The sequence below is a fragment of the Micromonospora sp. NPDC005299 genome, assembly GCF_042872345.1.
Taxonomy (GTDB): Bacteria; Actinomycetota; Actinomycetes; order Mycobacteriales; family Micromonosporaceae; genus Micromonospora.
Genome location: NZ_JBIAKG010000002.1, coordinates 147670 through 172297 on the forward strand (window position 1 = coordinate 147670; position 24628 = coordinate 172297).

The window sequence follows — 24628 nt, forward strand, 5'->3', positions numbered from 1 at the left end:
CCGGTCGACGTCATTCCCCGGACCGCGGCTCACCCGCCCCGCACCTTCGTCCGCAATGCGCCTGTTGCGCTGATTGGGGCATCCGGCTCCGTTCAGGTTCTGGCGGAAGCGGGGAGCGCCCAGGGACGGGTGCGGCCCGGTGATGCGCGACGAGATCGTCGACGCGCAGAACCAGGCCGCACCATGTCGTCGGCGTCACCTTCTCGGCAGCAGTTGGATGATCGCGGCCAGCGCCAGTTCCAGCACGATGAGCTCGACCAGCCCGGCGCGGAACCCACCGGTCAGATCGGCGGCCTGGTAGAAGACGATGCCGATCAGGGCCACCCCGAGCGCGTTGCCGGTCTGGTTGACCGTGGCGAGCACGCCGGCGGCGGCGCCGGTGTGCGGTGCGCTGACCCGGGCGAGCACGGTGGTGGTCAGCGGCGCGAGCGCGATGCCCATGCCGATGCCGTCCACGGCGAGCCCCGGCACGAGCCAACCCGTCCCGTGTCCGGCCGCCTCCCACATGCCGTACAGGCCCACCGCCATCACCAGCGCCCCGACGGTGACCACGTGGCGACCGAGCCGGGCGGCGATCCGGTGGGCGTACGTCGAGGTGGCCAGGTAGCCGGCGCCGATCGCGGTGAAGACGGCCCCCGACTCCAGCGCCGACAGACCGCGTTCCACCTGCAGGTAGAGGGCCAGGATGAGGAAGAAGGACGCCTGCCCCATCCAAAACACCTGGGTCGCCACCAGCCCCACCGAGAACGCCCGTTCGCGGAACAGCGCCAGGTGCACCAGGGGTTGCCCACTGCGCCGCTGGGTCGCCACGAAGAGCGCGAACAGCAGCACCGAGGCGGCCAGGCTCAGCCACGTCCACAGCGGCCAGCCCTGTTCGCGCCCCTCCACCAGCGGGAGCACCAGCGCCACCAGCGCCGCGCTGACCAGGACCACGCCGGCCAGGTCGAGCCGGGTCGCCGGGTGGCGGGACTCGGGCACCCGGCGGAGAAGGGCCAGCGCGGCGACGCCGATCGGCAGGTTGATCAGGAAGCACAGCCGCCAGTCCAGGCCGAACAGGTCGGCCTGGATGAGCAGGCCGCCGATCAACTGCCCGAAGACGGCGCCCAGGCCCATCGTGAGGCCGTACCGGGCGAACGCCTTCGGCTGCTCGGCGGGCGCGACGCTGGTCCGCACGATGGCCAGCACCTGCGGCATGAGCAGCGCCGCCGCGAGCCCTTGCAGCACCCGGGCGCCGAGCAGGATGCCCGCGGTGGGCGCCAGCCCGCAGAGCACCGAGGCGGCCGTGAACAGCGCGAGGCCGAGCCCGAAGATCCGGCGGCGACCGTACCGGTCACCCAGCCGGCCGCCGGTGATCAGGCCGGCGGCCACCGCGAGGACGTAGCCGGCGACCACCCACTCCAGCGCGGCCGGGCCGGCGTGCAGGTCGCGTTGCATCGCCGGCAGCGCCACGTTGACGATGAACGCGTCGATCGCGGTCATGAACGTGGCGGTCAGCAGCACCGGCAGGAAGCTGACGGACCTGGTGGCCGGGGCGGTGACCGGCGCCGGGCGCGGGGCCAGGACGGTCATGCCGGCACCCGGTCCAGGAAGCCGTGCACGGTGGCGATCCGACCGTCGGTGATGACCGCGACGTCGAAGCCGACGACGATCGGCTCGGCGCCGCGCGGGCCGAGGTGCCAGGTGAACCGGGCCAGGTCGTGGTGCGCGTCGACCGGGCCGGCGAGGCGGAACTCCAGGCCGGTGAACTGCTGCTGCACGCCGGCGATCAGCGCGTCGATCTGGTCGCGTCCGGCGACGGCGGCCAGCGGGTCGGTGTACGTCCCGTCGGCGGTCCAGACCTCGTCGACGAGGGCTCGGCGGGCGGCGGGGTCGGTGGTGTTCCAGGCGGCGAGGTACTTCTCGATCAGTTCCATGGCCACGACGCTAGGGATGATCCAGCGCCCGGGAATCGGTAGCGCTTAGGTACTGCGTACCTGTGTAGGGTGCGGGAATGTTGCACGGCCGCGGCGCGGAGCAGGACCGGATCGCGGCCCTGGTGGCGCGGGCCCGGACCGGGGAGAGCGCCGCGCTGGTGCTGCGGGGCGGCCCGGGCATCGGCAAGACGGCGCTGCTGGACTGGGCGGCCGAGCTGACGTCACCGGCCGCCCGACCGCCGCGCGTGCTGCGCGCCAGCGCCGCCGAGTTCGAGGCCGAGCTGCCGTTCGCCGGGCTGAGTCAGCTCGTGCGGCCCGCGCTGGACCGCCTCGACCGGCTGCCCGAACCGCAGCGGCGGGTGCTCGCCTCCGCGTTCGGGCTCGGCGGCGGCGCCCCGGCCGACCGGCTGCTGGTGGGGCTCGCCGTGCTGTCGCTCCTGGCGGACCTCGCCGAGGACGGCCCACTGCTCTGCCTCGTCGACGACGCGCACTGGCTGGACACCGTCTCCGCCGAGGCGCTGCTGTTCGCCGCGCGCCGGCTGCACGCCGAGGGCGTCGTGATGATCTTCGCGGCCCGGGACGGGAGCTTCCCCGCCCCGGGCCTGCCCGAGCTGACCGTCGGCGCGCTCGCGCCGGCCGACGCCGTCCGGCTGCTCGACCCGCAGCTCGCTCCGGAGGTACGGATGCGGGTGCTCGGCGAGGCGCAGGGCAACCCGCTTGCGCTGATCGAGCTGCCCGGAGTCCTCGACGCGGGCGGGACCGGCGGTCCGCTGCCGCTGACCGACCGGTTGCTGGCGGCGTTCCACGGCCAGGTCGACCGGCTGCCCGCCGGCACCCGGGCGCTGCTGCGCGTCGCCGCCGTCGAGGACACCGGCGACCTGGACGTGCTGCTGCGCGCCGCCGCGCCGCTCGGCGGCAGCCCCGCTGACCTGCGCGCGGCGGAGGAGGCCCGGCTCATCGAGGTCACCGGACGGCGGCTGCGGTTTCGTCACCCGCTGGTCCGCGCCGCGGTGCACGCCGCCGCACCGTACCCGGAGCGGCTCGCCGTGCACCGGGCTCTCGCGGACGTGCTCACCGCGCCGGACGCCGCCGACCGGCGGGCCTGGCACCTCGCCGCGGCCACCACCGGGCCGGACGAGCAGGTGGCCGCAGCCCTGGAACGCACCGCCGAGCAGGCCCGCGGGCGCAGCGGCTACGGCGCGGCTCTGGCCGCGTTCGAGCGCGCCGCGGAGCTGAGCGGTGACGAGGCCGCGAAGGCGCGCCGGCTGCTGCTGGCCGCGGAGAGCGGGCTGCAGTCCGGGCACCTCGGCGACGCGGTCCGGCTCGCCGAACGGGCGGCCGGCCTGGTGAACGAGCCGACCTTCCACGCCCGCGTCGCCTGGGTCGAAGGGCACGCCTGGTTCTGGCAGGGCGGCCACCAGACCGCGTACGACCTGATGACGCAGGGCGCGGAGCTCGACCCGGAACGGCGGGACGCGCTGCTGGTGGCGGCGTTCCACCCGGCCTGGTATCTCGGCGAGCCGCACCTGGGCGCCTGTCTCGACCAGCTCGCCACGCTCGACCATCCGGTGGCGCGCTACCAGGTCGCCGCCGTGCGGGGCCGGCCGCTGCCGTTGGCCGCCACCGCCGCCGAGGTGGGCGGCGAACCCCGCGACCGGATGCAGCTCTGCGGGCTCGGCTTCGTCGCGGGGCAGGACGCCGAGACGTACGAGCTGGCCAGCGCCCTGGTCGCCCGCTGTCGGGCCGACGGCGTCCTCGGGCTGCTGCCCACCCTGCTGTTCTTCCTCGCCGAGGCCGAGTTCTTCCACGGCCGGCACCGGGACGCCACGGTCAGCCTCGACGAGGCGGTCCGGGTAGCGCGGGACGGCGGCCAGCCGCTCTGGGTCAGCCAGTTGCGTGCCGTCCAGGCGGTGCTGGCCGCGGTGGCCGGCGACGAGGCGCGCTGCCTGGACCTGGTGGCCTCGGCGCTGGACGGCGCCGCGGCGGGTGCCGAGGCGGGCGGTCGGGCGTGGACGCTGTGGGCGCTGGGCCTGCTCGACCTCGGCCAGGGCCGGGCGGAGTCCGCCGTGACCCGGCTCGCCGCCCTGCAGGAGAACCCGTACGCCCACCAGGTGTGCGCGTACCGGAGCGTGCCCGACCTGGTCGAGGCGGCCGTCCGGGCCGGCGTGCCCGAGCAGGCCGAGGAGGCGTACGCCCGCTTCCGGGCCTGGGCGGAGCGGGTGGACCAGCCGTGGGCGATGTCCCTGGCGTACCGGTGCCGGGCGCTGCTCACCGGCGACGAGCAGGATCACCTGCTGGCCCTGAAGGTCGGTGGCCGCCCGTTCGAGCAGGCGCGCACCGAGCTGCTGTACGGGGAGTGGTTGCGCCGCGCCCGGCGCAAGGCCGAGGCACGTGGCCAACTGCACCGCGCTCTGCACACGTTCGAGCAGTTGGCGGCGGCACCGTGGGCGGCGCGGGCGCGCGGCGAGTTGGAGGCGACCGGGCTGCGCGCCCCGCGGCCCGCCGCGGCGCCCGCCGCCGACCTCACCCCGCAGGAGCTGCAGATCGCCAGGCTCGCCGGCAAGGGACTCTCCAACCGGGACATCGCCGCGCAGCTCTTCCTCAGTCCCAAGACGGTCGCCTACCACCTGTACAAGGCCTACCCGAAGCTCGGCGTCGCCCGCCGCGCGGAGCTGAGCGCCCTGGCCCTGTGAGGACGGCGCGCACCCGTGCTGTTTCCGGCGCTTCAGGCTGAGGCCGAGGGCCAGGGGCTGCGGAAGGTGCGACGGTAGGCCTCCGGAGGCACGCCGACGGTGCGGTTGAAGTGTCGGCGCAGGGTCGTGGCGGTGCCCATGCCGGCCGCCTGCGCGATGGCGTCGATGCTCTTGTCGGTGTTCTCCAGCAGCTCCTGGGCCCGGCGGATCCGCTGCGTCGACAGCCACTGCATCGGGGTGGTGCCGGTTGCCGACATGAAGTGGCGGGCCAGGTTGCGCGAGCTCATGTTCGCCTGGCGAGCCAGGTCCTCCACGGTCAGCGGACGGTTGAGCCGTTCCATGGCCCAGGGCAGCAGGTTGGCGAGGGGATGGTCGTCGCGGGCGGGCACCGGGGTGGTGACGAACTGGGCCTGGCCGCCGGCGCGATGCGGCGGCACGACCAGGCGGCGGGCGACGGCGTTGGCGACCGTCGAGCCGTGGTTGCGGCGGATCAGGTGCAGGCACAGGTCGACCGCGGCGGCTTTGCCGGCCGAGGTGAGCACGGTGCCGTTGTCGACGTAGAGCACGTCCGGGTCGACCGTCACCCGGGGATGGCGGGCGGCCAGCGCCTCGGTGTGCGCCCAGTGGGTGGTCGCGCGCAGCCCGTCCAGCACCCCGGCGGCGGCCAGCACGAACGCGCCCGTGCACAGCGAGACCATCCGAGCGCCCGCATCGTGAGCCGCGCGGACGGCGTCGAGCAGGTCGGGTGGCACGTCCGCGTCGATGTCTTCCACGGCCGGAATGATCACGGTGTCGGCGCGGGCGAGTCGGTCCAACCCGTCGTCGGGCTCCAGCCGGAACCTGCCGATGCCGACCGGGCGCGGGCCGCAGACCACGAGGTCGTACCACGGGTCTGCCAGGCCGGAGGGGTCGCGGGCGAAGACCTCGCACGCCATGGCGAGCTCGAAGTGCAGCATCCCGTCGGTGGCGGCGAGTGCGATGGTGGCCATGTCCGAAACTGTACGGGGCATGGCGTTCCGGACACTGGTCCGGGGCGGGCCGCTGCCGGAGGATCTCCTCAGTCGATCTTTCCGGCGGGCACGGAGGAGCAGCAGATGGGTTCGGAGCAGACCGTGGCGGTGTTCGGTGCGTACGGACACACCGGACGGTTCGTGGTGACGGAGTTGCGCGATCGCGGGTTCGTCCCGCTTCTCCTCGGTCGCGACGCGGGCAGGCTCCAGGCGTTGGCGGTGTCGCATCCGGGGCTGGAACACCGGGTGGCCTCGGCCGACGATCCGGCCTCGCTCGACCGGGCAGTGAAGGGTGCGGCCGCGGTCGTCAACTGCGCCGGCCCGTTCGCCTCGACCGCGGCCCCCGTGATCGAAGCCGCTCTGCGCGCCGGGGTCCCGTACGTGGATGTGGCGGCGGAGATCGAGGCCAACCTCGACACGTTCGCGCACTTCACCGAGCGCGCTCGCATGGCGGGCGTCGCGGTGGTCCCGGCGATGGCCTTCTTCGGCGGGCTCGGCGATCTGCTGGTCACGACGGCGATGGGTGAGTGGACGGCGGCCGACGAGGCGCACGTCGCGTACGGACTGAGCGGTTGGCACCCCACGGCCGGGACCCTCGCCTCGGGCACCGTCTCCCGGGAACGGCGCCACGGCCGACGGGTCCGCTACACCGGTGGCCGGCTGGAGTATCACCTCGACGAGGGCGACCTGCCGACTCTGGAATGGACCTTCCCCGCTCCGATGGGTCCCCGGACCGTCCTCGGCGGGTTCACGATGGCCGACGTCGTCACCGTCCCCAGCCACCTGTCCATCCCCGAGGTGCGCACCTACATGACCACTGACGCCGCCCGGGACCTGGCCGGCCCGGACACGCCCGCACCGGCTGCGGTCGACGCGCTCGGCCGGTCCGCGCAGACGTTCACCGTCGACGTCATCGTGCGCTCCGGCGACGTGCAACGACGCGTCGTCGCCAGCGGCCAGGACATCTACGCCATCAGCGCACCGCTGGCGGTCGAAGCGGTCCATCGCATTCTCGCTGGTCGGACGCGGACGAGCGGTGTGGCCTCCGCCGGCGGGATCTTCGACGCGCCCGATTTCCTCCGCGCCCTGTCCGCCCACCTCTCGGTTGTCTCGTCCCAGTAGGTGTAGTTTCGACCCGAAGGACGAGTATCTTTTGGGCGGATTGAATCGCGGCAAAACTTGATTCATTCCAAAAGAGTGAGCTATGTTCGTCGCATGACGTCTGACTTCGAGACCCAGCTTCGGGCGGTCTCGTTGCGCGTCACCCGGCCCCGGTTGGCGGTGCTCGCCGCGCTGCGCGACCACCCGCACGTCGACACCGACACGGTGATCGCCCTGGTGCGGGCGGATCAACCCACGGTCTCCCACCAGACGGTGTACGACGTGCTGCGTGCGCTCACCGACGCCGGTCTGGTGCGGCGCATCCAGCCGGCGGGCGCCACCGCCCGGTACGAGTCGCGGGTGGGGGACAACCACCACCACGTCGTGTGCCGCTCCTGCGGCGCGATCGCCGACGTCGACTGCGCCGTGGGCCAGGCTCCCTGTCTCACCGCCTCCGATGACCAGGGGTTCCTGGTCGACGAGGCGGAGGTCGTCTACTGGGGCACCTGCCCCGACTGCGCGACCGAACGCACCTCCCAGCGATCCGCCAGTTCGGAAGGAAATTGATGAGCGACACCCAGGACAACGCTCCCTCCAGCGCCCAGGGCGTGGACAAGAAGGCGGCGGTCGGCTGCCCGGTCGCGCACGACTCCGTGACCGCGCACGGCAGCGAGAGCGAGAACCCGGCGATCGACTCGCCGACCCCGAAGACCGGCGGTCGGCCGCGCACCAACCGGGACTGGTGGCCCAACCAGCTCGACCTGTCGGTGCTGCACGCCCAGTCGCCGAAGGGCAACCCGCTGGGGGAGAACTTCAGCTACGCCAAGGAGTTCGCCAAGCTCGACGTCGAGGCCCTCAAGCAGGACATCGTCACCGTCCTCACCACCTCGCAGGACTGGTGGCCGGCCGACTTCGGCCACTACGGCGGCCTGATGATCCGGATGAGCTGGCACGCCTCCGGCACCTACCGCATCCACGACGGTCGCGGCGGCGCCGGCGACGGCAATCAGCGGTTCGCCCCGCTGAACAGCTGGCCGGACAACGCCAACCTCGACAAGGCCCGCAGGCTGCTCTGGCCGGTCAAGCAGAAGTACGGCCAGAAGATCTCCTGGGCCGACCTGCTCGTGCTCGCCGGCAACGTCGCCCTGGAGTCGATGGGCTTCAAGACCTTCGGCTTCGGCTTCGGCCGCGAGGACGTCTGGGAGCCCGAGGAGATCTTCTGGGGTCCGGAGGACACCTGGCTCGGCGACGAGCGCTACGCCTCCGAGAAGGAGATGGTGGGCGACGTCGGGGCGACCGAGATGGGTCTCATCTACGTCAACCCGGAGGGTCCCCGCGGCAACGCGGACCCGCTCGCGGCGGCGCACTTCATCCGCGAGACCTTCGCCCGGATGGCGATGAACGACGAGGAGACCGTCGCCCTCATCGCCGGTGGCCACACCTTCGGCAAGACCCACGGCGCCGCCGTCGCCGACGACCACGTGGGCCCCGAGCCCGAGGGCGCCCCGCTGGAGGCGCAGGGCCTGGGCTGGCTGAACACCCACGGCACCGGCAAGGGCCCGGACACGATCACCAGCGGTCTCGAGGTGACCTGGACCGACCGGCCGACGCAGTGGAGCAACCGCTTCTTCGAGATCCTCTTCGGCTACGAGTGGGAGCTCACCACGAGCCCCGGCGGCGCCAAGCAGTGGGTCGCCAAGGACGCCGAGGCGATCATCCCGGACCCCTACGACCCGTCGAAGAAGCACAAGCCGACGATGCTGACGACCGACCTGTCGCTGCGCGTCGACCCGGCGTACGAGAAGATCTCCCGCCGGTTCCTGGAGAACCCCGACGAGTTCGCGCTGGCGTTCGCCAAGGCCTGGTACAAGCTGCTGCACCGCGACATGGGTCCGGTCGACCGCTTCCTCGGGCCGTGGGTGGCGGAGCCCCAGCTGTGGCAGGACCCGGTGCCGGCCGTCGACCACGAGCTCGTACGTGACGCCGACGTCGCCGCTCTCAAGGCGAAGGTCCTGGAGTCCGGCCTCACGACCGCTCAGCTGGTCTCCACCGCCTGGGCCTCCGCCGCGAGCTTCCGGTCCACCGACAAGCGCGGTGGCGCCAACGGCGCGCGGATCCGTCTCGAGCCGCAGCGCAACTGGGAGGTCAACCAGCCCGAGCAGCTCGCGACCGTCCTGGCGACCCTCGAGGGCATCCAGCGGGAGTTCAACTCCGCCGGCGGCGCGAAGATCTCGCTCGCGGACCTGATCGTGCTGGCCGGCTCGGCCGCGGTGGAGAAGGCGGCGCGCGACGCCGGCGTCGAGGTGACCGTGCCGTTCCGCCCGGGCCGCACCGACGCCTCGCAGGAGCAGACCGACGTCGAGTCCTTCCGGGTCCTCGAGCCACGCGCCGACGGGTTCCGCAACTACCTGCGTCCGGGTGAGAAGACCCAGCCGGAGGTGCTGCTCATCGACCGTGCCTACATGCTCAACCTGACCGCCCCGGAGATGACCGTCCTCATCGGCGGCCTGCGCTCCCTCGGGGCCAACGTCGGCGGTACGCGGCACGGCGTCCTCACCGACCGGCCCGGCGTGCTCACCAACGACTTCTTCGCCAACCTGCTCTCCCCGGGCACCCGGTGGAAGGCGTCGGAGTCCGACGAGCACGTGTACGAGATCCGGGACCTGGCCACCGACGAGGTGAAGTGGACCGCCACCGCGGTCGACCTCATCTTCGGCTCCAACTCCCAGCTGCGGGCCCTCGCGGAGGTCTACGCCAGCCAGGACGCGCGCGACAAGTTCGTGGCGGACTTCGTCGCCGCCTGGACGAAGGTCATGGAACTGGACCGGTTCGACATCGTCTGATCCGGCTCCAACCGACGAGCCCCGGTCGATCCACCAGCGATCGACCGGGGCTCGTTCGTCATCGGCTGGTGCCGGTCTCCCGGGTTGCCGAGCGGGCCCACCGACCCGGTGTCCGTGGTGGTTTCCGTGGTCAGCACGGAAGCGGCTCGAGCCCCGGCCGGGGGAGGCTGTGACCACAGTGATCGGGCCGGCGAGGATACGCCGGGCCCACGGGCACAGGGGGGACCATGGCCAGCACCAGGACCAGCGGGTACGAGGGATTCACGGCCGAGGAGCGAGCCGCGATGAAGGACCACGCCCAGGAGCTGAGGACCGCGGCGCGCCGCGGCTCGCGCGCGGACAAGGAGGCGGAGGCGGAGCGGAGTGTGCTCGCGAAGATCGCCGAGATGCCGGACCCGGACCGGGTCATGGCCGAGCGGGTCCACGCCGTCGTGACGGCCAGCGCCCCCGTCCTCGCGCCGAAGCTCTGGTACGGGATGCCCGCCTACGCGCTGGACGGCAAGGTCGTCTGCTTCTTCCAGAGCGCGGAGAAGTTCAAGGCGCGCTTCGCGACGCTCGGGTTCAGCGACCAGGCGAAGCTGGACGAGGGCACGATGTGGGCGAGCGCCTTCGCCCTGACCGAGGTGACGGCCGAGGTGGAGGCGCGCATCGCCGCGCTCGTGAGGCGGGCCGTGAGCTGAGGTGCCGTCGCGGCTACCCGCCGGCCCTGGGCGCGAGGCCAGGGCCGGCGGGTAGCCGCATCCTGCTATCGGGGATCGGGCCCGGCCGAGGGGCTGTCGAACCAGGCCATCGGCCGCCGCCTCGTCCTGAGCGAAGGCGCCTCAGCAAGCACACCACCAGCATGTTCGGCAAGCTCGGCATGGTCGACGACGACACCAACCGCCGGGTCCTCGCCGTGCTCGCGTACCTGAACAAGCCGTAGCCTCGCCCCTTGCCGGATCGCAAGCTCCGGCCGGCGGGCCGGCCCGTTACCGTGGCCGCTGTGGGAGCGGAGGCGGGCGACACGGTCGGTTTCTCGGTGCTCGGCTCGATCCGGGTCGTCCGCGCCGGCGCCGAGCTGCGCCTGGGCGCCCGCCAGCAGCGCCTGGTGCTCGCGTTGCTGCTGGCCCGGGCCGGGCTGCCGGTCTCCCTGGCCGAGCTGGTCGACCTGCTCTGGGACGAGGATGCCCCGGCCAGCGCCGCGAACGTCGTGCACCGGCACGTCGGGATGCTCCGGCGGCTGTTCGAGCCCGGCCTGCCCACCCGGTCGGCGGGCCGGCACATCCTCCGGGAGCTCTCGGGCTACCGGCTGCGCGCCGACGAGGAGTCCCTCGACCTGCTGACGTTCCGGTCGCTGAGCCAGCGGGCGGCCCGGAGCCTGCAGGACGGCGACCCGGAGTCGGCGCTGCGGCATTCCCTCGACGGGCTGCGGCTGTGGCGCGGCCGGTGCGCCGCGGGTCTGGAACCGGCCTCCCGCCTGCACCCCGCGTTCCTCGCCGTGGAGGCCGAACGCGCCGAAGCCGCGCGCGGGGCCGCCGACGCCGCCGAGCGCTGCGGCAGGTTGAGCGCGGTGCTGGCGCCGCTGCGGCAGGCCGCCGAGCAGCACCCGTTCGACGAGTCGCTGCAGAGCCGCCTACTGCTGGCGCTCGCCGCCGACGGCCGCCAGGCGGAAGCCGTCGAGACGTACCGGGCGGTGCGCCACCGGCTCGCCGAGGACCTGGGCGTCGACCCCGGTGAGGAGCTGCGGGAGGCGTACGACCGGGTGCTGCACCAGCGCACCCGGCCGGCGCGGACCGCATCGCCGGCGCCGCTCCCGCGCCCCGCGCAGCTGCCGCCGGACCTGCCCTTCTTCAGCGGCCGGGACGACCTCATCGCCGAGGCCCGCGCGGCGGTCGGGCGCCCGGGCGGGCCGGGGGTGCTCGCGATCGACGGCATGCCCGGGATCGGCAAGACCGCCCTCGCCGTCCACCTCGCCCACGGGTTCGCCGCCGGCTACCCGGACGGGCAGCTGTATGTCGACCTGCGCGGATACGACGGGCGGGAGCCGGCGATGAGCCCGGCCGAGGCGCTGCGCGGCTTCCTCGGCTCGCTCGGGGTGCCTCAGGAGGGCATTCCCGCCGAGCTGCACGCCCAGGCGGGCCTGTACCGCAGCAGCCTCGCCGGCCGGCGCCTGCTCATCCTGCTCGACAACTGCCGGGACGCCGAGCAGATCCGCCACCTGCTGCCCGGCTGCCCCGGCTGTCTGGTGATCGTCACCAGCCGCAGCCGGCTCAGTGGCCTGCTGACCACGGCCGGCGCCCACCCCTTGCCGGTCGGCCTGCCGAGCGTCGAGGAGGCCCGCGCGGCGCTGACGCGGCCGCTCGGCGCCGGCCGCGTCGCGGCGGACCCGGCCGCGATCGACGCCATCATCGCGAGCTGCGGGCGGCTGCCGCTCGCGCTGGCCGTGGTGGCGGCCCGCGCGGCGAGCCTGCCGGGGACGCCACCGGCGCAGATCGCCGCAGAGCTGGCCCGGGCGCCCGGGAGTCTGGACGGCTTCGACGGCGACGACCCGCAGACCGGCCTGCGTGCCGTCTTCTCCTGGTCCTACCAGGCGCTGTCCGCCCCGGCCGCCCGGCTCTTCCGGCTGCTGCCGATCCATCCCGGCCCCGACATCTCGGTCGCCGGCGCGGCGGGGCTGGCTGGCGTCCCGCTGCGGGTCGCGCGGTCACTGCTCGGCGAGCTGAGCCGCGCGCACCTGATCAGCGAGGACCTGCCGGGCCGCTACCGCACCCATGACCTGCTGCGGGCCTACGCCGCGGAGCTCGGCGAGGAGAACGACGGGCCGGCCGAGCGCGCCGCCGCGGAGCTCCGCTGCCTGCAGTTCTACCGGGCCACCGCCTATCGGGCGCACCGCTGGCTGCTCGCCTCGGAATACCACCCGATGATCGAGCCGGGGCCGGGCGAGACTCCGCTGCGCTTCGCCGGGCACGACGACGCCATGCGCTGGTTCACCGCCGAGCGGCAGGTCCTGATCGCGCTGGTCGGCCGGGCCGCCCGGCAGGGCCGGCACACCGAGGCCTGGCAGCTCGCCCTGGGGATGCAGCACTTCTTCGAACGCAGCGGCCGGTGGGCCGACTGGACGACGACCGGCGAGGTGGCCCTCGCGGCCGCCCGGGCGGGCGGCGACCTGGTCGGGCAGGCCCGGATCCACCGCAGCCTGGCCGGGGCGGCCTACTACCGGCACGAGCACGAGACCGCGGTCGGGCATCTCGACCAAGCGGTCGAGCTGCTCGCCCGGCTCGGCCTGTACGGCGAGATGACCCGGGCCGGGATCAACCGAGCGATGATCCTGAGCGCCCAGGGGCGACACGAGGAGGTGGTCCGGGCGCTTTCCGCAGCGCTGGGGCCATGGGCGGCCGGAGACGACAAACTGCGGGCGGACGTCCTGGTGATCATGGGCGCGAGCTACGCCGAACTGGGCCGGGGGGACGAGGCCATGCGCTGCGCCGAGCAGGCCATGGCGCTGTCGCGCGGAGCGCGGTACCGGTTGGGAGTGGCCGAGGCGTGGGAGGTGCTCGGCCAGGTGCATGCCGCACGCCGGGAGCTCGACAAGGCCGTCGACTGCTGGCGCGAGGCGGCCGTCGCCTACCAGGAGGCCTCGGCGTCGGCGCCGGCCGCGGAGGTGCTGGCGCTGCTCGGCGACGCCCTCGCCGCGGCCGGCGACCAGGACGGCGCGGTGCGGGCGTGGCAGGAGGCGCTGGCTCTGATTCCGTCCGCGCACACTCCGACCGGCCGGCGGCTGGCCGACCTGCTCGCGGCGGTCACGTCGCGTCCGTGACCGATCGCGGTCGGCGACGGCACTCGATTCGCACTTGCGCGTCAGTACATTCGCATCCGCCGTCCCTAGGCTCCTGCCTCATTCACCGTTGCCGCTGCGGATGGGGGAGAGATCGTGCTGTGGGCACCCGACGCATCACCGGACGGCCGGGCCGAGCGCATGACCGAGCTGCACGCGGACCACGCCCGTGCCGTGCTGCGTCTCCTGCTCGTGCTGACCCGCGGGCAGCGGCAGACCGCCGAGGATCTGCTCCAGGAGACGATGCTGCGGGCCTGGCGGCACCTCGACTCGGTGCCGGCCGAGCCCGATGCCGCCCGCCGGTGGCTCCTCACCGTCGCCCGGCGGCTCGTCATCGACAGGGTCCGGCGGCGGCGGGGTCGGCCGGCCGAGGTCCATCTCGTCGACATGACCTGGATTCCCGCCGGTGACGACACCACCGGCACCGCGCTGGCGTCCTACGCCATCCGGCGCGCGCTCCGCCGGCTGAGCCCGGCGCAGCGCAGTCTGCTCTCCGAGGTCTTCCTGGTCGGGCGGTCACCGGAAGAGGTCGCGGGCCGGCTGGGGGTGCCGATCGGCACGGTGAAGTCCCGGACCCACCATGCCCTGCGGGCCCTGCGCACCGGCCTCAAGGCGGCCTGAGCAGGAAAGACCCCGCCGCCTGTCTCGCGGCGGGCCCTGCCATGCTGTGGCAATCGTGGCAACCAGCTCCGTGCGGATCGCATGAGGATGACCAGCCCGCTCTCCTTCGCCGTTCTCGGCCCGGTGCGGGCCTGGCGCGGCGGGTCCGAGCTCGACCTGGGCACCCGGCAGCAGCGGCTGATCCTGGCGTTCCTGCTCGCCCGGGCGGGCGGCGCGGTCAGCGTCGCCGAGCTCGTCGACCTGCTCTGGGAGTCCGACCCCCCACCCAGCGCGGTCAACGTGGTGCACCGGCACGTCGGGATGCTCCGGCGGATCTTCGAGCCGGGACTGCCGACGCGGGCAGCGGGCTCGGTGCTGATCCGCGACGGCGCCGCGTACCGGTTGCTGATCGAGGAGGATTCGCTCGACCTGCTGCGCTTCCGGCGCCTGGTCGCCCAAGCCGGTGGCCGCTCCGGCGAACCGGCGGTCGAGCTCTACCGGGAGGCGCTGGCGCTGTGGCGCGACCGGTGCGCCTCGGGCGTGCAGGCCGGCGGCCGTACCCATCCGGAGTTCGTCGCCGTCGACGGCGAGCAGTTCGCCGCCGTCCGGGCGGCGACCGACGCCGCTCTGCGCGCCGGGTGCGTCCACGCGGTGCTGCCCGCGATCCGGCTGGCCGCCGAACAGGAGCCGCTGGACGAGGCACTCCAGGCGCGACTGCTGCTCGCGCTCGCCGCGGACGGCCGGCGAGCCGAGGCCCTCGACGCGTACGCCGACATCGCGCACCGGCTCGCCGACGAGCTCGGCATCCGGCCGGGCGCCGACCTGCGGGCGGCCCGGGACAGCCTGCTCGACGACGACGCCCCGGCCGACGGGTCCGGGTCGCGGCGCGGCGTCGGAGCGGCCATCATTCGGCCCGGAGCGCCGCCGGGCGGCGCGGAGGCCGCATTGTTGCCGCCGGCCGAGCGGGAGTTGTCGCAGCCGAGCAGCGCCGGGCCGCCGGCGCAGTTGCCGGCCGACCATCCCTACTTCAGCGGCCGCCGCGACCTGGTGGCTGCCGCGGAGGAGCTGCTGGCCGGAGACCGACCGGCCACCGCGCTGGTGATCGACGGGATGCCCGGCGTCGGAAAGACCACCCTGGCGGTGCACCTGGCCCACCAACTCGCCGCCCGTTACCCTGACGGGCAGTTGCACGCCGACCTGCGCGGTTTCGACTCCGGCGACTCGGTGATGACGCCGGCGGAGGCGCTGCGCGGCTTCCTGTGGTCCCTCGGGGTCGCGCCGGCCGCCATCCCGGCCGAGCTGCCCGCCCAGGCCGGCCTCTACCGCAGCATCCTGGCCGAGCGCCGGATGCTGATCCTGCTCGACAACTGCCGCGACTGGGACCAGATCCGGCACCTGCTGCCCGGCGCCGGCGGCAGTCTCGTCATCGCCACCAGCCGCCGCCGGATCACCGGCGTGGCCGGCCCGGCGAACGCCCACCCGCTGCACCTCGACCTGCTGACCGACGCCGAGGCCCGCGAACTGCTCACCCGCTGGCTCGGCGACGGGACGGCCGCCGACCCGGCCGCCGTCGAGGAGATCGTCGCGCGGTGCGGCGGGCTGCCGCTCGCCCTGGCACTGGTCGCCACCCGCACCGTCGGCCGGCCCGCGCTCAGCCTGCCCGCGGTCGCCGGTGAACTGGCCGAGGCCGACGGCCGGCTGGCCGGCTTCGGTGCCGCACACGCCGATCTGGAGGCGATCTTCTCCTGGTCCTACCGGGCCCTGACCCCCGAGGCGGCCCGGCTCTTCCGGCTGCTGCCCCTGCACCCGGCCCCGGCGCTGAGCACGGAGGCGGCGGCCGCCCTGGCCGGCCTGTCCCTGCACTCCGCCCGCGGCCTGCTCGCCGAGCTCGCGGCGCACCTGCTGGTGCAGCCGGGCGACGACCGGTGGCGGATGCATGACCTGCTGCGCGCCTATGCCGCGGAACTGGGAGAGGAACACGACGACGCGGCGGAGCGGGACGGCTGGTACGCACGTACTCCATGATCGACGACCTGCCGCACGCCATGGCGATGCGGCAGCAGGCGATCCGCGATCGGCTGCTCTGGCACCGGTGACCCCGGACGCGGCGCCGGTGGGCGCCGCGTCCGGGGCCCGTGCTCAGTACCGGTAGGCGCGGATGATGGTCTGCTTGACCGTGTTACCGCTGGTGTCCGTCGCGGCGGCCCGCAGCGAGACGAAGCCGGTGCCGGTCGGGTTGCGCACCCAGGCGACCGCCTTCTCGCCGGACCGCTTCACGGTCAGCTGCCGCCAGGTCCTGCCGTCGTCGAAGGACGCCTCGACGGTCAGGGTCCTGGTCCGGCCCGGCGCCGCCCCGATCTGACGGTCGAGCGAGACCGGGATCGGGAACAGCCGGCCGGCCGGCGCCCGGTTGTCGATGTCGAGTTCCGGGGTGTACCGGATCGCCGTCATCGGCAGCTTCACCAGTTCGCCGTCGGGCACGTGCGCGGACGTGAAGGTCCACTCGGCGTCGACCACCGTCGACAGGGTGAACGCCGGGTCGCTGCGGAAGGTCGCGGCCAACCGGTAGTCACCCTTCTCGGCGGGCACGTTCCACACCCAGGGCGTCTCGTTCGCGTCGCCGATCTTGACCCCGTTGCGGTAGAGGTTCACCTCCACGCTGCCGCCGACGACGTGCCGGAAGCCCATGTGCCCGTAGCCGTCGCCGTGCAGCGGCCCCGGCCCGCCGATCTGGTCGCCCCAGTAGCGGGTGGCGAACTGCTGGCCGAAGTTCGGCTCCGGGAAGACCGGGCCGGCCACCCCGTTGGCCCACTTCACGTCGTACGTGCCGCCGGGCCGGAAGCTGGTCCACGCCGACTGGTAGTACGTGTACCTCAGCTGCGACGAGGTCGACTGCCACACCGCCTTCTTGTCCTGGTTGTAGTACTCGGTGATGGTGCTCGGCGCGTCGTAGCTGAAGCTCGGCGGGATGCTGCGCTCGTCCCGGTAGACCGGCGAGTTGCCGGGCGCGTGCGCGACCGCGGTCCGCGAAACCGGAACGTCGGCCACGTCCGCGCTGATCCGGGAGCGGACCGTCGCGAAGTCGCCCGCGCGCAGCTTGCGGGTCAGCCCGGTCATCATCTTCTGCGGCTCGTAGAGGTAGACCCGGTAGACGTACGGGCTGTTGTGCAGGCTGCCGTCCTCGGCCACCTGACCCCACATCCCGTTGACGTAGGAGACGAAGCCCGGCGTCCTGGCGGCCCCGATCTGCGCGGTCCGCACGTGGTCGAGGGGGATGCCCATCACCACGCCGAACGGGTCGTTGCTGCCCCAGATCTGCGGTTGCTCGGTCCGGATCGTCCAGCCGAACTCCTGATGGACCGCAGTGGCCGCCGGGTTCGGCACCGACACCGCGATCGGCTTCGCCAGGCGGGCGTCCACGGTGAGCGCCTGGTCCGTGGTCAGGTCGAGGCTCGGGCGCACCAGCGAGGTGACGTGCGGGAGGAACGGGTCGCCGGTCAACAGGTAGGTCTGGACCAGGTAGCGGCCCGGGTGGACCCGGTACGTGGTGATCGCCGGGTTGTCGAACACCATGACGGTCTGCCGGTCCAGGTCGGTCAGGAGGGTCACCCAACCCTGCTCGGGCGTGGGCGCGCCGCCGTCCGGCCCGATGAGCTTGAGGCTGAGCTGTCGGCGGGCGATGTCCAGCGCGACCGGGGTCTGCACCTGCACACCACCGCCGGTGGCGGTCACCTCACCGCCGAAATAGTGGTCGGGCAGATCGGCGCCGGCCCGCACGCTCACGGTCACGGTGGCCGTGCCGCCGGCCGGGACCGTCACGGACGAGGTGCCGAGGCTGAACAGGCCGGCCGGTGCCGGGGCGCCGTCGGCGTCCTTCGCATCGAGGGAGACGGCCAGGGTGAGGTCGGAGGAGCCGCTGTTCGCGTACGTGATCGTGCGCTGCTGCGCGGCGCTGGTCCGCTCGAAGGCGACGCTGACCGGGCTCGCCGTGACGTTCTGCCGGATCGCCCGGGCGACGTCGAGGAAGCCCGCGCCCTGCTCGTAGACACCGATGGCGGCGTTCGGCAGCGCGGCCGCCATCAGCGTGGACTTGATCCGCTCAGGCGTCCAGGTCGGGTGCTGCTGGGTCAGGATCGCCGCCGCGCCGGCGACGTGCGGAGTCGCCATCGAGGTGCCGTTGAGGCTGGTGTACTGCGGGTTCTCGCCGTCCGGCTCCATGGTGGAGGTCGAGCTGCGGGCGGCGACGATGCCGACGCCGGGCGCCGTGACGTCCGGCTTGATACCGGCGTCGCTCGCGCGCGGACCCCGGCTCGAGAACGCGGCCAGCTCGCCCGTCTTGGTCACGGCGCCCACGGTCAGCGCCTCGTCCACGCTGCCGGGCGAGTTCACCGTGGCCTCGCCGCCCTCGCCGCTGTTGCCCGCGGCGACGACGAACAGCACGCCGTAGCGGTGGGTGAGGTCGGCCAGGGCCGCCTCGATCGGGTCGGTTTCCGGGCTGTCCGGGCCGCCGAGGCTCATGTTCGCGACCTTGACGCCCTGCTGCGCCGCCCAGGTCATGCCGGCCAGGATCGCCGACTCCGGGCAGCCCACCTCGGTGCAGACCTTGGCGCTGTAAAGGGTCGCGCCGGGCGCCATGCCCTTGAAGCGGCCCTGCGACGCGGCCGCACTGCCCGCGATCGTGGAGGCGACGTGGGTGCCGTGGCCGACCCGGTCGAGGGCGTCCGGGTCGGCGGTGAAGTTCTCCGCGGCGGCGACGCGGCCGGCCAGGTCGGGGTGGGTCTGGTCGATGCCGGTGTCGATCACGCCGACCTTCACCCCCGTTCCCGTCCAGCCGGCCTGCCAGGCTTCCGGCGCGCCGGTGAGCGGAACGCTGACGTCGAGGGTGGGGTGCCGCAGCCCGTCGAGCCAGACCTTGTCGAACCCGGCCCGCAGTTGCCGCTCGGTGCCACTCGAGGTGGACGTGAGGTTGTTCCAGAAGGACACCGCGTCCGCGCGGTTCTCCCCGACAGCGCTCGCCCCGGAGAGCTCCCGGGTGGTCCGGGCGCCGGCCAGGCCGGCGGGGGCGGCGCCGCGGTGCTGGACGATGAGCGGCAGGGTGGCCCGGGTGTCGTCGTAGCCGAAGCCGACCAGCGTCGTGATGTCGAAGAGCCGCTGGTCGAGCTTGCCGCGGTTGAGCAGGCCGACGGCGTCGGCGGGGATGACCCGCACGTCCTCGCCGGCGCTGTGGGTGATGAACGGGATCCGCTCCCGTCCCTTGCCCGGCACGACGCTGACGGCCGTCTGGCCGTCCACCGTGCTGACGTGGACGGTGTCGCCGGTGAGCAGGGTGACCGCCCGGGGCTTGGACGCGACCGGGGGTGTGGTCGCCGGCGTGGCGGCTCGGGGCTGCGCCGACACCGGCGTACCGCCCGGGGCCACCACCGAGACGCCCAGCGCCAGTAGCGCCAGCGCCGATAACTTGCGAGTTGAACGCATCATTCTCCCTGGATGAACGCGAGAGGTATCCAGGTGCTCCGGACGTGGCCGGAGGGAGACAGTTCACTCGGAGTGACGTGGGTCACAATTGCGGTGCCGGCGCGGGACCATCGGTCAGACCCGGGGGATCAGCACGCTCAGGCAGGTGACGCAGCCCTCGAGCTTCTCGTACTCGTCGATGTCGACCACGACCGGCGCGAAGCCGAGGTCCGCCACGAGCGCCGCGGTGCGCGGCGCCGACGCGGCCATCAGCACGAGGTCACCCCCGAGTGGTACGACGTGGCAGCCGGCCTCCTCGTCGACCGTGCGCACCGGCTGTCGCAGCGCGGACGCGTCGAGCAGTTCCGGCAGCGCGAGGAGGGTGCCGTCGGGCAACGCGGTCACGGCCGACTTGAGATGCAGCACCTCGCGCAGCGGGACCGGGACCACCGTGCGCCCGCGGGTCGCCAGGTGGGCGCGCAACTGGGCGACGCCCTCACCGTTCGTGCGGCCGCCTCGACCCACGTACACCGTGGTGCCGATCTGGAGCACGTCACCGCCGTCCAGCGTGCCGGGAGCCTCGATGCGGACGACTTCCAGCCCGGCCTCCCGTACCGCCTTCTCGGTGCCGGGGATCTCCGGACGGCGCTCCGGCGCGCCCGGCCGGCTCAGCACCGCCAGGTCATCGCAGACCACGACCGTGTCCTCGACGAACACGGAGTCGGGGCACTGATCGGCGGGGTCGACCTCGCGCACCTGCCAGCCGGCTTCGGCGAGCGCGGCCCGGTACGCCTCGTGCTGGCGCCGGGCCCGCGCCACGTCCACGTCGCTGCGCTCGATGTGGGTGACGAGCCCCTCGGCCAGCCGGTCACCGGGTCGCCGGACCAGGGCGATGCCTCGCGTCATGCCAGCAGTCTGCATGGTTCTGCCCGCCACCGTCCACGGGGCGACGACGCCGAGCGTCTTCCGTTTCAATAGGGCCATGCGCGTCCTGGTCGTCTCCGCGCCGCTGCAGGGGCACCTGCTGCCGCTGGTCCCGCTCGCCCTCGCCTGGCGCGACGCCGGCCACGACGTGCTGATCGCGAGTGGCGGCGACGCCCTCACCGTCGACCTCGGCGGCCTGGCGGCGCACGACGTGGCGCCGGGGTTCGCATTCGGTCGGACCGCCAGCCGGGTCCTGCTGCGACACCCGTTGCTCGCCCGCAGGGAGCTGGCCGGGCGTGCCGGCACCGCGGTCGTCGGTGAGCTGTTCGGTGCCGCCAACGCCACGTTCGCGGACGCGGTCGTCGCGCTCGCCGGGCGCGAACGGCCCGACCTGATCGTCTACGAGCCGCTGGGCGTGGCCGGGGGCATCGCCGCCGAGCGCATCGGAGTTCCGGGCGTGCTGCAGGAGAACAACCTGTTCCCCGCCGCCGATCTCGTCGCGGCCGTGGCGGCGAGCCGGCCGATGAGGCGGCACCGGATCGGCACCCCGGCCGCCACGATCACCGTGTCACCGCCGAGCCTGACCGGGCCGAGACCGGGGGTGCCCATGCGGGCGGTGCCGTACTCGGGCGGCGGAGAGGTGCCGGCCTGGCTTCTGAGCGCCGGGGAGCGGCCGCGGATCATCGTGAGCCGCAGCACCGTCGCCGGTCCGGGCGGCGGCGACCCGACGGCGGCGATCATCGCCGCCGCGCCCGCGGTGGACGCCGACATCGTGCTCGTCCGGCCACCCGGCAGGCTGCCGCGGCTGCCGGAGAACGTCCGGGCGATCGGCCGCGTGCCGCTGGACCGGGTGCTCCCGCACGCGACGGCGTACGTGCACCACGGCGGGGCGGGCAGCGTGCTGGGTGCACTGGCGGCCGGCGTGCCGCAGCTCGTCGTGCCCGGCCCGGGCGACCGGCGGCACAACGCCGAGGTGGTCGCGCGGCGCGGCGCCGGTCTCGGCGTGGCAGCCGGGGCGATCACGCCGGACGTCCTGACCCGGCTCGTCACCGACGCGGCGCTCAGGACGGCGGCGGGCGAGGTCCGCGACGAGATGGCCGCGATGCCGCCGCCCTCCGACGTGGTGCCCGAGCTTACCGCGCTCCTTCGGTGACACTGCCTCGGCGAGAGCCACGGTGCCGGCCCGGTGCGGTCACCGGGAGACGCCGTCGAGCGCCTGCATGATGACGTCGGTGACCGCCTGGGGCTGGGTGACCATGACGACGTGGGAGGCCTCGATCCGGGTGATCGTGGCGCCGGCGCGTTCGGCCATGTGGAGCACCACGTCACTGCCGGCGGCCCGGTCGCCGATGGCGACGGCGGCCCAGGAGGGAAGCTTCTTCCAGGCCGGGTTCGTCGTGGGGGTGGAGAAGGCCAGCGAGGAGACCGGTCGTTGGGTGACCGCCATGACCGCGGCGTCCTTCTCGGCGACGTCGGCAGCGAACGCGTCGTGGAACTTCGCCGGGTCGATGAGGAACTCCGTCTCGGCGCCCGAGGCGGTCGGATACTGCACCGGCAGCAGCGAAGCGGTCAGGACGCTGTCCCTGGAACCGCCCTCGATGTCCATCAGGGTCTCGCCTTCCTCGGGAGCGAAGGCGGCGACGTAGACCAGCCCGACGACGTTGTCGACCCGCGAGGCCGCGTTCGTGATGACGGCCCCGCCGTAGGAGTGGCCGACCGCGAGCACCGGCCCCTGCGTCTGCTGCAGCGCGCTCGCCACGTACGCGGCGTCCTCGGCGATGCCGCGCAGCGGGTTGGGTACCGCCTTCACGGCGACGCCCGCCGCGGTCAACCGCTCGACCACCCCGTTCCAACCGGAACTGTCGGCGAAGGCGCCGTGCACCAGGACGACCGTGGGCCTGCCGGGACGCGAGGAGGTGTTGGTCATGATCGATCCTTCCAGTCGACGGTGCCGAACAAGCCGAGGTACTGTCCAGTCGATCTCACCGCTCGCCGACGGCTGGAACGGCGCGCAGCACCCGGGCGATACCCGCCGTTGGTCGAGACATGCCCGGCGCCCGGGCGGGATCGCCGGGGCCGACCTAGTGTCGGATCATGGATCTGCCCGAGAACCTGGTCGACCTGCTCCTCAGGCCCAGCATCTGCTTCATCACGACCCTCATGCCCGACGGCTCACCCCAGATCACCGAGACCTGGGTGGACACCGACGGCAAGCACATCCTCATCAACACCGTCCAGGGCTTCCAGAAGGTGCGCAACGTCGTGCGCGACTCTCGGGTCGCGGTGGCGATCGCCGACCCCGAGAACCCGAGTCGCTACGTCGCGGTACGGGGTCGGGTCCTCGACCTGACCGAGCACGGCGCCGCCGAGCACATCGATCAGCTGTCACAGAAGTATCTCGGCCGGCCCTATCCGTGGTTCGGTGGCCGCGGCCAGACGCGCGTGATCATGACGATCGGCGCCGACAAGATCAGCTCCACGGGTTGAACTTCGGGGCAGCGGGTACGCGGGCCGGATGAGGCCGGACAGCGACACGGTCGACGTCGACGAGCCGCTCGCCGTGGACCTGTCCCCGGCGTCGCACGACGCCAGCGGTGAAGGGGTGCTCGCGGCACTGCGCCGGCTGGCCATACCTGGTTCGAGCGGGAGCTGGCCACCCGGGTGCCGGCGTGCCGGGTGCTCTACGAGACCTGACCACCGGCGCGGGCCGCTCGCCGCCGGGGCGCCGACCGGCCGCTGTGGGGACGCTCCCGCACGGTCACGTCCCCACAGGCACGGTCAGCGGTCGGTGAAGAGGGCGGCGTACCGGGTGAGGTAGAGCGGCCATCCCTCGTCGTGGCCGATCCCGTCGCGGACCGACGGCCAGCCCGGGCCGTGCCGGTCGAGGTGGCGGTGTTCCAGTTCGACCCGGGTGCGCTGCGGGGTCTCGGCGACGAATCGGACCTCGACCTCGCTGGTGTTGTCCGGGTCGGTCTCGACCTGCCACTGGGGGCTGATGTCCCAGCTGAACACCACCCGGTCCGGCGGTTCGTAGGCGAGCACGCGCGCCCAGCGGCACTCGCTGCCGTCGACGCCCCGGTCGTAGATGTGGCCGCCGACCTTGGGTTCGAACACGGTTTCCGCGATCGCCGCGCCGAGCAGGTTGTGCTCCGGCGGCTTGAAGTCACCGAACCGCTCGGTGAACACGGTGAACGCCCGTTCCAGCGGCGCCTCGACGACGATCTGCCGGCGGACCACCGCGGCTGTTGTCTCGGTCATGGGGTCTCCTCGGTCGGTTGTTCGACGACGTCCTGGTAGCTGTCCAACGCGCGGTGCCAGAACGTGTCCAGCTGGTCCCGCAGCGCTGCCACGCCCGCCGGGTTGAGCCGGTAGACCCGGCGGGTGCCGGCCGCCTGGTCGGTGACCAGCCCGGCGTCCTTGAGGACCTTGAGGTGCTGGGACACGGCCGGTCGGCTGATCGGCAGCTCGTCGGCGAGTTCGCCGACCGCACGGGGTCGCTCGGCCAGGCAGGCGACGATGGCCCGCCGGGTGGGGTCACCCAACGCGTCCCACCCGTCGCCTGTTCGGTAAGTAGCCACGAACGTAAGCTACAACTTACCTTGGCGGCAGTCAAGACAGCCACTCGCGAATGCCGGCGAGCGCGCTGGGGCCGTAGTCGTCGTCGACGTCGCGGGCGAGGTCCGCGATGGAGATGGCCCGGAGGGCGGCGAGCAGCGGGTACGGCGGTCGGGCCGGAGTAACGCGAGTCACGCTCGGATCGTAGAGGTGCGTCCGCTGCTTCTCGTCCGAGCCGGCTCCCGGCGGAACCGGGCGAGCCGCAGGGCGGCCGCGACACCGGCGCCCAGCGCGATCGTGAGCACGGCGGAGATCAGCAGGGTGTGGCGCCCACCGACCGCGGCGACGACCGGACCGCCCACCAGGGTGCCCAGCGCGGTGGCGGGAGTGGTCAGCGCGCTGCGGGCGGCGAGCACGCGGCTCAGCGCCTGGGGTGGGGTGTCGCGCTGGAACAGCGCCGTGGAGATGGCGGTGAACGGGCCGTAGACCAGCCCGCCGAGGGCGAGGCCGACCAGCCCGGGCACGACGGCATCGGTGAGCCCGAGGGGGAGCAGGGCGGCGCCCCACCCGACGATGATGCTCACCAGGACCGGCCACGGCGGGCGGTGCCGCAGCAGCGCCGCCCCGAGGGCGCCGGCCGTCGCCCCGATGCCGAACACCGTCCAGTAGAGACCCAGCAGACCGGGCGAGCCGTGCAACCCCGTGGGCGACGTGGACCGGC

The 24628-nt window shown here is 73.5% G+C and carries 20 protein-coding genes; 10 read left to right on the forward strand and 10 right to left on the reverse strand.

Translation table 11 applies throughout. The annotated features are described in order from the left end of the window. Positions 1-195 precede the first annotated feature (195 nt). Together ACFYPD_RS06010 and ACFYPD_RS06015 are read right to left on the reverse strand one after the other, a co-directional pair. On the reverse strand, positions 196-1569 hold the full coding sequence (locus ACFYPD_RS06010) for an MFS transporter (RefSeq protein ID WP_387109539.1): 1374 nt from the start codon (positions 1567-1569) through the stop codon (positions 196-198). Next, the gene (locus ACFYPD_RS06015; RefSeq protein ID WP_387109542.1) at positions 1566-1913 is read right to left on the reverse strand and encodes a nuclear transport factor 2 family protein; all 348 of its coding nucleotides are present in this window, start codon (positions 1911-1913) and stop codon (positions 1566-1568) included. The genes ACFYPD_RS06010 and ACFYPD_RS06015 overlap by 4 nt, the downstream gene beginning before the upstream one ends. A 77-nt stretch (positions 1914-1990) precedes the next feature. Between ACFYPD_RS06015 and ACFYPD_RS06020 the strand changes: the two genes are divergently transcribed. Then, positions 1991-4606, forward strand: a complete 2616-nt coding sequence (locus ACFYPD_RS06020; protein ID WP_387109544.1) for an ATP-binding protein — start codon at positions 1991-1993, stop codon at positions 4604-4606. Between the two features lie 32 nt (positions 4607-4638). Here ACFYPD_RS06020 and ACFYPD_RS06025 read toward each other — a convergent pair whose 3' ends face one another. Continuing rightward, on the reverse strand, positions 4639-5595 hold the full coding sequence (locus ACFYPD_RS06025; RefSeq protein ID WP_387109547.1) for a helix-turn-helix domain-containing protein: 957 nt from the start codon (positions 5593-5595) through the stop codon (positions 4639-4641). 105 nt (positions 5596-5700) lie between these two features. On the opposite strand from ACFYPD_RS06025, the gene ACFYPD_RS06030 reads away from it, so the two are divergent. The 7 genes from ACFYPD_RS06030 to ACFYPD_RS06060 all read left to right on the forward strand — a co-directional run bounded on the left by ACFYPD_RS06030 (position 5701) and on the right by ACFYPD_RS06060 (position 15999). Continuing rightward, on the forward strand, positions 5701-6738 hold the full coding sequence (locus tag ACFYPD_RS06030; RefSeq protein WP_387109550.1) for a saccharopine dehydrogenase family protein: 1038 nt from the start codon (positions 5701-5703) through the stop codon (positions 6736-6738). A 93-nt stretch (positions 6739-6831) separates the two neighbouring features. Then, the gene (locus ACFYPD_RS06035) at positions 6832-7284 is read left to right on the forward strand and encodes a Fur family transcriptional regulator (protein ID WP_387109553.1); all 453 of its coding nucleotides are present in this window, start codon (positions 6832-6834) and stop codon (positions 7282-7284) included. Further along, the gene (gene katG / locus ACFYPD_RS06040; protein WP_387109556.1) at positions 7284-9560 is read left to right on the forward strand and encodes a catalase/peroxidase HPI; all 2277 of its coding nucleotides are present in this window, start codon (positions 7284-7286) and stop codon (positions 9558-9560) included. The genes ACFYPD_RS06035 and katG overlap by 1 nt, the downstream gene beginning before the upstream one ends. 227 nt (positions 9561-9787) lie before the next feature. Then, the gene (locus ACFYPD_RS06045; RefSeq protein ID WP_387109558.1) at positions 9788-10240 is read left to right on the forward strand and encodes an iron chaperone; all 453 of its coding nucleotides are present in this window, start codon (positions 9788-9790) and stop codon (positions 10238-10240) included. A gap of 302 nt (positions 10241-10542) precedes the next feature. Further along, a complete protein-coding gene (locus tag ACFYPD_RS06050) occupies positions 10543-13356 on the forward strand; it encodes a BTAD domain-containing putative transcriptional regulator (RefSeq protein ID WP_387109559.1) in 2814 nt (937 codons plus the stop codon). 114 nt (positions 13357-13470) lie between these two features. Then, positions 13471-13995, forward strand: a complete 525-nt coding sequence (locus tag ACFYPD_RS06055; RefSeq protein ID WP_387109561.1) for a sigma-70 family RNA polymerase sigma factor — start codon at positions 13471-13473, stop codon at positions 13993-13995. 81 nt (positions 13996-14076) lie between these two features. Next, the gene (locus ACFYPD_RS06060) at positions 14077-15999 is read left to right on the forward strand and encodes a BTAD domain-containing putative transcriptional regulator (RefSeq protein ID WP_387109562.1); all 1923 of its coding nucleotides are present in this window, start codon (positions 14077-14079) and stop codon (positions 15997-15999) included. 114 nt (positions 16000-16113) lie between these two features. Here the strand turns inward: ACFYPD_RS06060 and ACFYPD_RS06065 are convergent, their stop codons facing one another. Then, positions 16114-19449, reverse strand: a complete 3336-nt coding sequence (locus ACFYPD_RS06065) for a S8 family serine peptidase (protein WP_387109564.1) — start codon at positions 19447-19449, stop codon at positions 16114-16116. Positions 19450-19563: 114 nt separating this feature from the next. Then, positions 19564-20334, reverse strand: coding sequence for a dimethylargininase (gene ddaH, locus ACFYPD_RS06070; RefSeq protein WP_387109566.1), 771 nt, complete (start codon positions 20332-20334; stop codon positions 19564-19566). A gap of 76 nt (positions 20335-20410) precedes the next feature. On the opposite strand from ddaH, the gene ACFYPD_RS06075 reads away from it, so the two are divergent. Further along, the gene (locus tag ACFYPD_RS06075; protein ID WP_387109568.1) at positions 20411-21505 is read left to right on the forward strand and encodes a nucleotide disphospho-sugar-binding domain-containing protein; all 1095 of its coding nucleotides are present in this window, start codon (positions 20411-20413) and stop codon (positions 21503-21505) included. 39 nt (positions 21506-21544) lie between these two features. Here ACFYPD_RS06075 and ACFYPD_RS06080 read toward each other — a convergent pair whose 3' ends face one another. Further along, entirely contained in the window at positions 21545-22279 is a 735-nt protein-coding gene (locus tag ACFYPD_RS06080) for an alpha/beta fold hydrolase (RefSeq protein ID WP_387109569.1), read from the reverse strand. A 167-nt stretch (positions 22280-22446) separates the two neighbouring features. Here ACFYPD_RS06080 and ACFYPD_RS06085 point away from each other — a divergent pair, with 167 nt between their 5' ends. Continuing rightward, on the forward strand, positions 22447-22839 hold the full coding sequence (locus tag ACFYPD_RS06085) for a PPOX class F420-dependent oxidoreductase (protein WP_387109570.1): 393 nt from the start codon (positions 22447-22449) through the stop codon (positions 22837-22839). A 291-nt stretch (positions 22840-23130) separates the two neighbouring features. On the opposite strand, the gene ACFYPD_RS06090 is transcribed toward ACFYPD_RS06085, so the two are convergent. The 4 genes from ACFYPD_RS06090 to ACFYPD_RS06105 are packed head-to-tail and all read right to left on the reverse strand — an operon-like array spanning position 23131 to position 24605. After that, positions 23131-23610 (reverse strand): SRPBCC family protein, encoded by a 480-nt coding sequence (locus tag ACFYPD_RS06090; RefSeq protein WP_387109572.1) that lies wholly within the window; start codon positions 23608-23610, stop codon positions 23131-23133. Further along, a complete protein-coding gene (locus ACFYPD_RS06095; RefSeq protein ID WP_387109574.1) occupies positions 23607-23930 on the reverse strand; it encodes an ArsR/SmtB family transcription factor in 324 nt (107 codons plus the stop codon). Before ACFYPD_RS06095 ends, ACFYPD_RS06090 begins: the two co-directional genes overlap by 4 nt. A gap of 31 nt (positions 23931-23961) precedes the next feature. Beyond that, positions 23962-24102 (reverse strand): hypothetical protein, encoded by a 141-nt coding sequence (locus ACFYPD_RS06100; protein WP_387110624.1) that lies wholly within the window; start codon positions 24100-24102, stop codon positions 23962-23964. Continuing rightward, positions 24099-24605: an MFS transporter gene (locus ACFYPD_RS06105; RefSeq protein ID WP_387109576.1), complete on the reverse strand. Its 507-nt coding sequence runs from the start codon at positions 24603-24605 to the stop codon at positions 24099-24101. Before ACFYPD_RS06105 ends, ACFYPD_RS06100 begins: the two co-directional genes overlap by 4 nt. Positions 24606-24628 lie beyond the last annotated feature (23 nt).

What these genes read in the sequence shown, in the direction of transcription:
- ACFYPD_RS06010 (WP_387109539.1), bottom strand. Translation starts at nt 1,569, where the DNA reads ATGACCGTCCTGGCCCCGCGCCCGGCGCCGGTCACCGCCCCGGCCACC.
- ACFYPD_RS06015 (WP_387109542.1), bottom strand. Translation starts at nt 1,913, where the DNA reads ATGGAACTGATCGAGAAGTACCTCGCCGCCTGGAACACCACCGACCCC.
- ACFYPD_RS06020 (WP_387109544.1), top strand. Translation starts at nt 1,991, where the DNA reads ATGTTGCACGGCCGCGGCGCGGAGCAGGACCGGATCGCGGCCCTGGTG.
- ACFYPD_RS06025 (WP_387109547.1), bottom strand. Translation starts at nt 5,595, where the DNA reads ATGGCCACCATCGCACTCGCCGCCACCGACGGGATGCTGCACTTCGAG.
- ACFYPD_RS06030 (WP_387109550.1), top strand. Translation starts at nt 5,701, where the DNA reads ATGGGTTCGGAGCAGACCGTGGCGGTGTTCGGTGCGTACGGACACACC.
- ACFYPD_RS06035 (WP_387109553.1), top strand. Translation starts at nt 6,832, where the DNA reads ATGACGTCTGACTTCGAGACCCAGCTTCGGGCGGTCTCGTTGCGCGTC.
- katG (WP_387109556.1), top strand. Translation starts at nt 7,284, where the DNA reads ATGAGCGACACCCAGGACAACGCTCCCTCCAGCGCCCAGGGCGTGGAC.
- ACFYPD_RS06045 (WP_387109558.1), top strand. Translation starts at nt 9,788, where the DNA reads ATGGCCAGCACCAGGACCAGCGGGTACGAGGGATTCACGGCCGAGGAG.
- ACFYPD_RS06060 (WP_387109562.1), top strand. Translation starts at nt 14,077, where the DNA reads ATGAGGATGACCAGCCCGCTCTCCTTCGCCGTTCTCGGCCCGGTGCGG.
- ACFYPD_RS06065 (WP_387109564.1), bottom strand. Translation starts at nt 19,449, where the DNA reads ATGCGTTCAACTCGCAAGTTATCGGCGCTGGCGCTACTGGCGCTGGGC.
- ddaH (WP_387109566.1), bottom strand. Translation starts at nt 20,334, where the DNA reads ATGACGCGAGGCATCGCCCTGGTCCGGCGACCCGGTGACCGGCTGGCC.
- ACFYPD_RS06075 (WP_387109568.1), top strand. Translation starts at nt 20,411, where the DNA reads ATGCGCGTCCTGGTCGTCTCCGCGCCGCTGCAGGGGCACCTGCTGCCG.
- ACFYPD_RS06080 (WP_387109569.1), bottom strand. Translation starts at nt 22,279, where the DNA reads ATGACCAACACCTCCTCGCGTCCCGGCAGGCCCACGGTCGTCCTGGTG.
- ACFYPD_RS06085 (WP_387109570.1), top strand. Translation starts at nt 22,447, where the DNA reads ATGGATCTGCCCGAGAACCTGGTCGACCTGCTCCTCAGGCCCAGCATC.
- ACFYPD_RS06090 (WP_387109572.1), bottom strand. Translation starts at nt 23,610, where the DNA reads ATGACCGAGACAACAGCCGCGGTGGTCCGCCGGCAGATCGTCGTCGAG.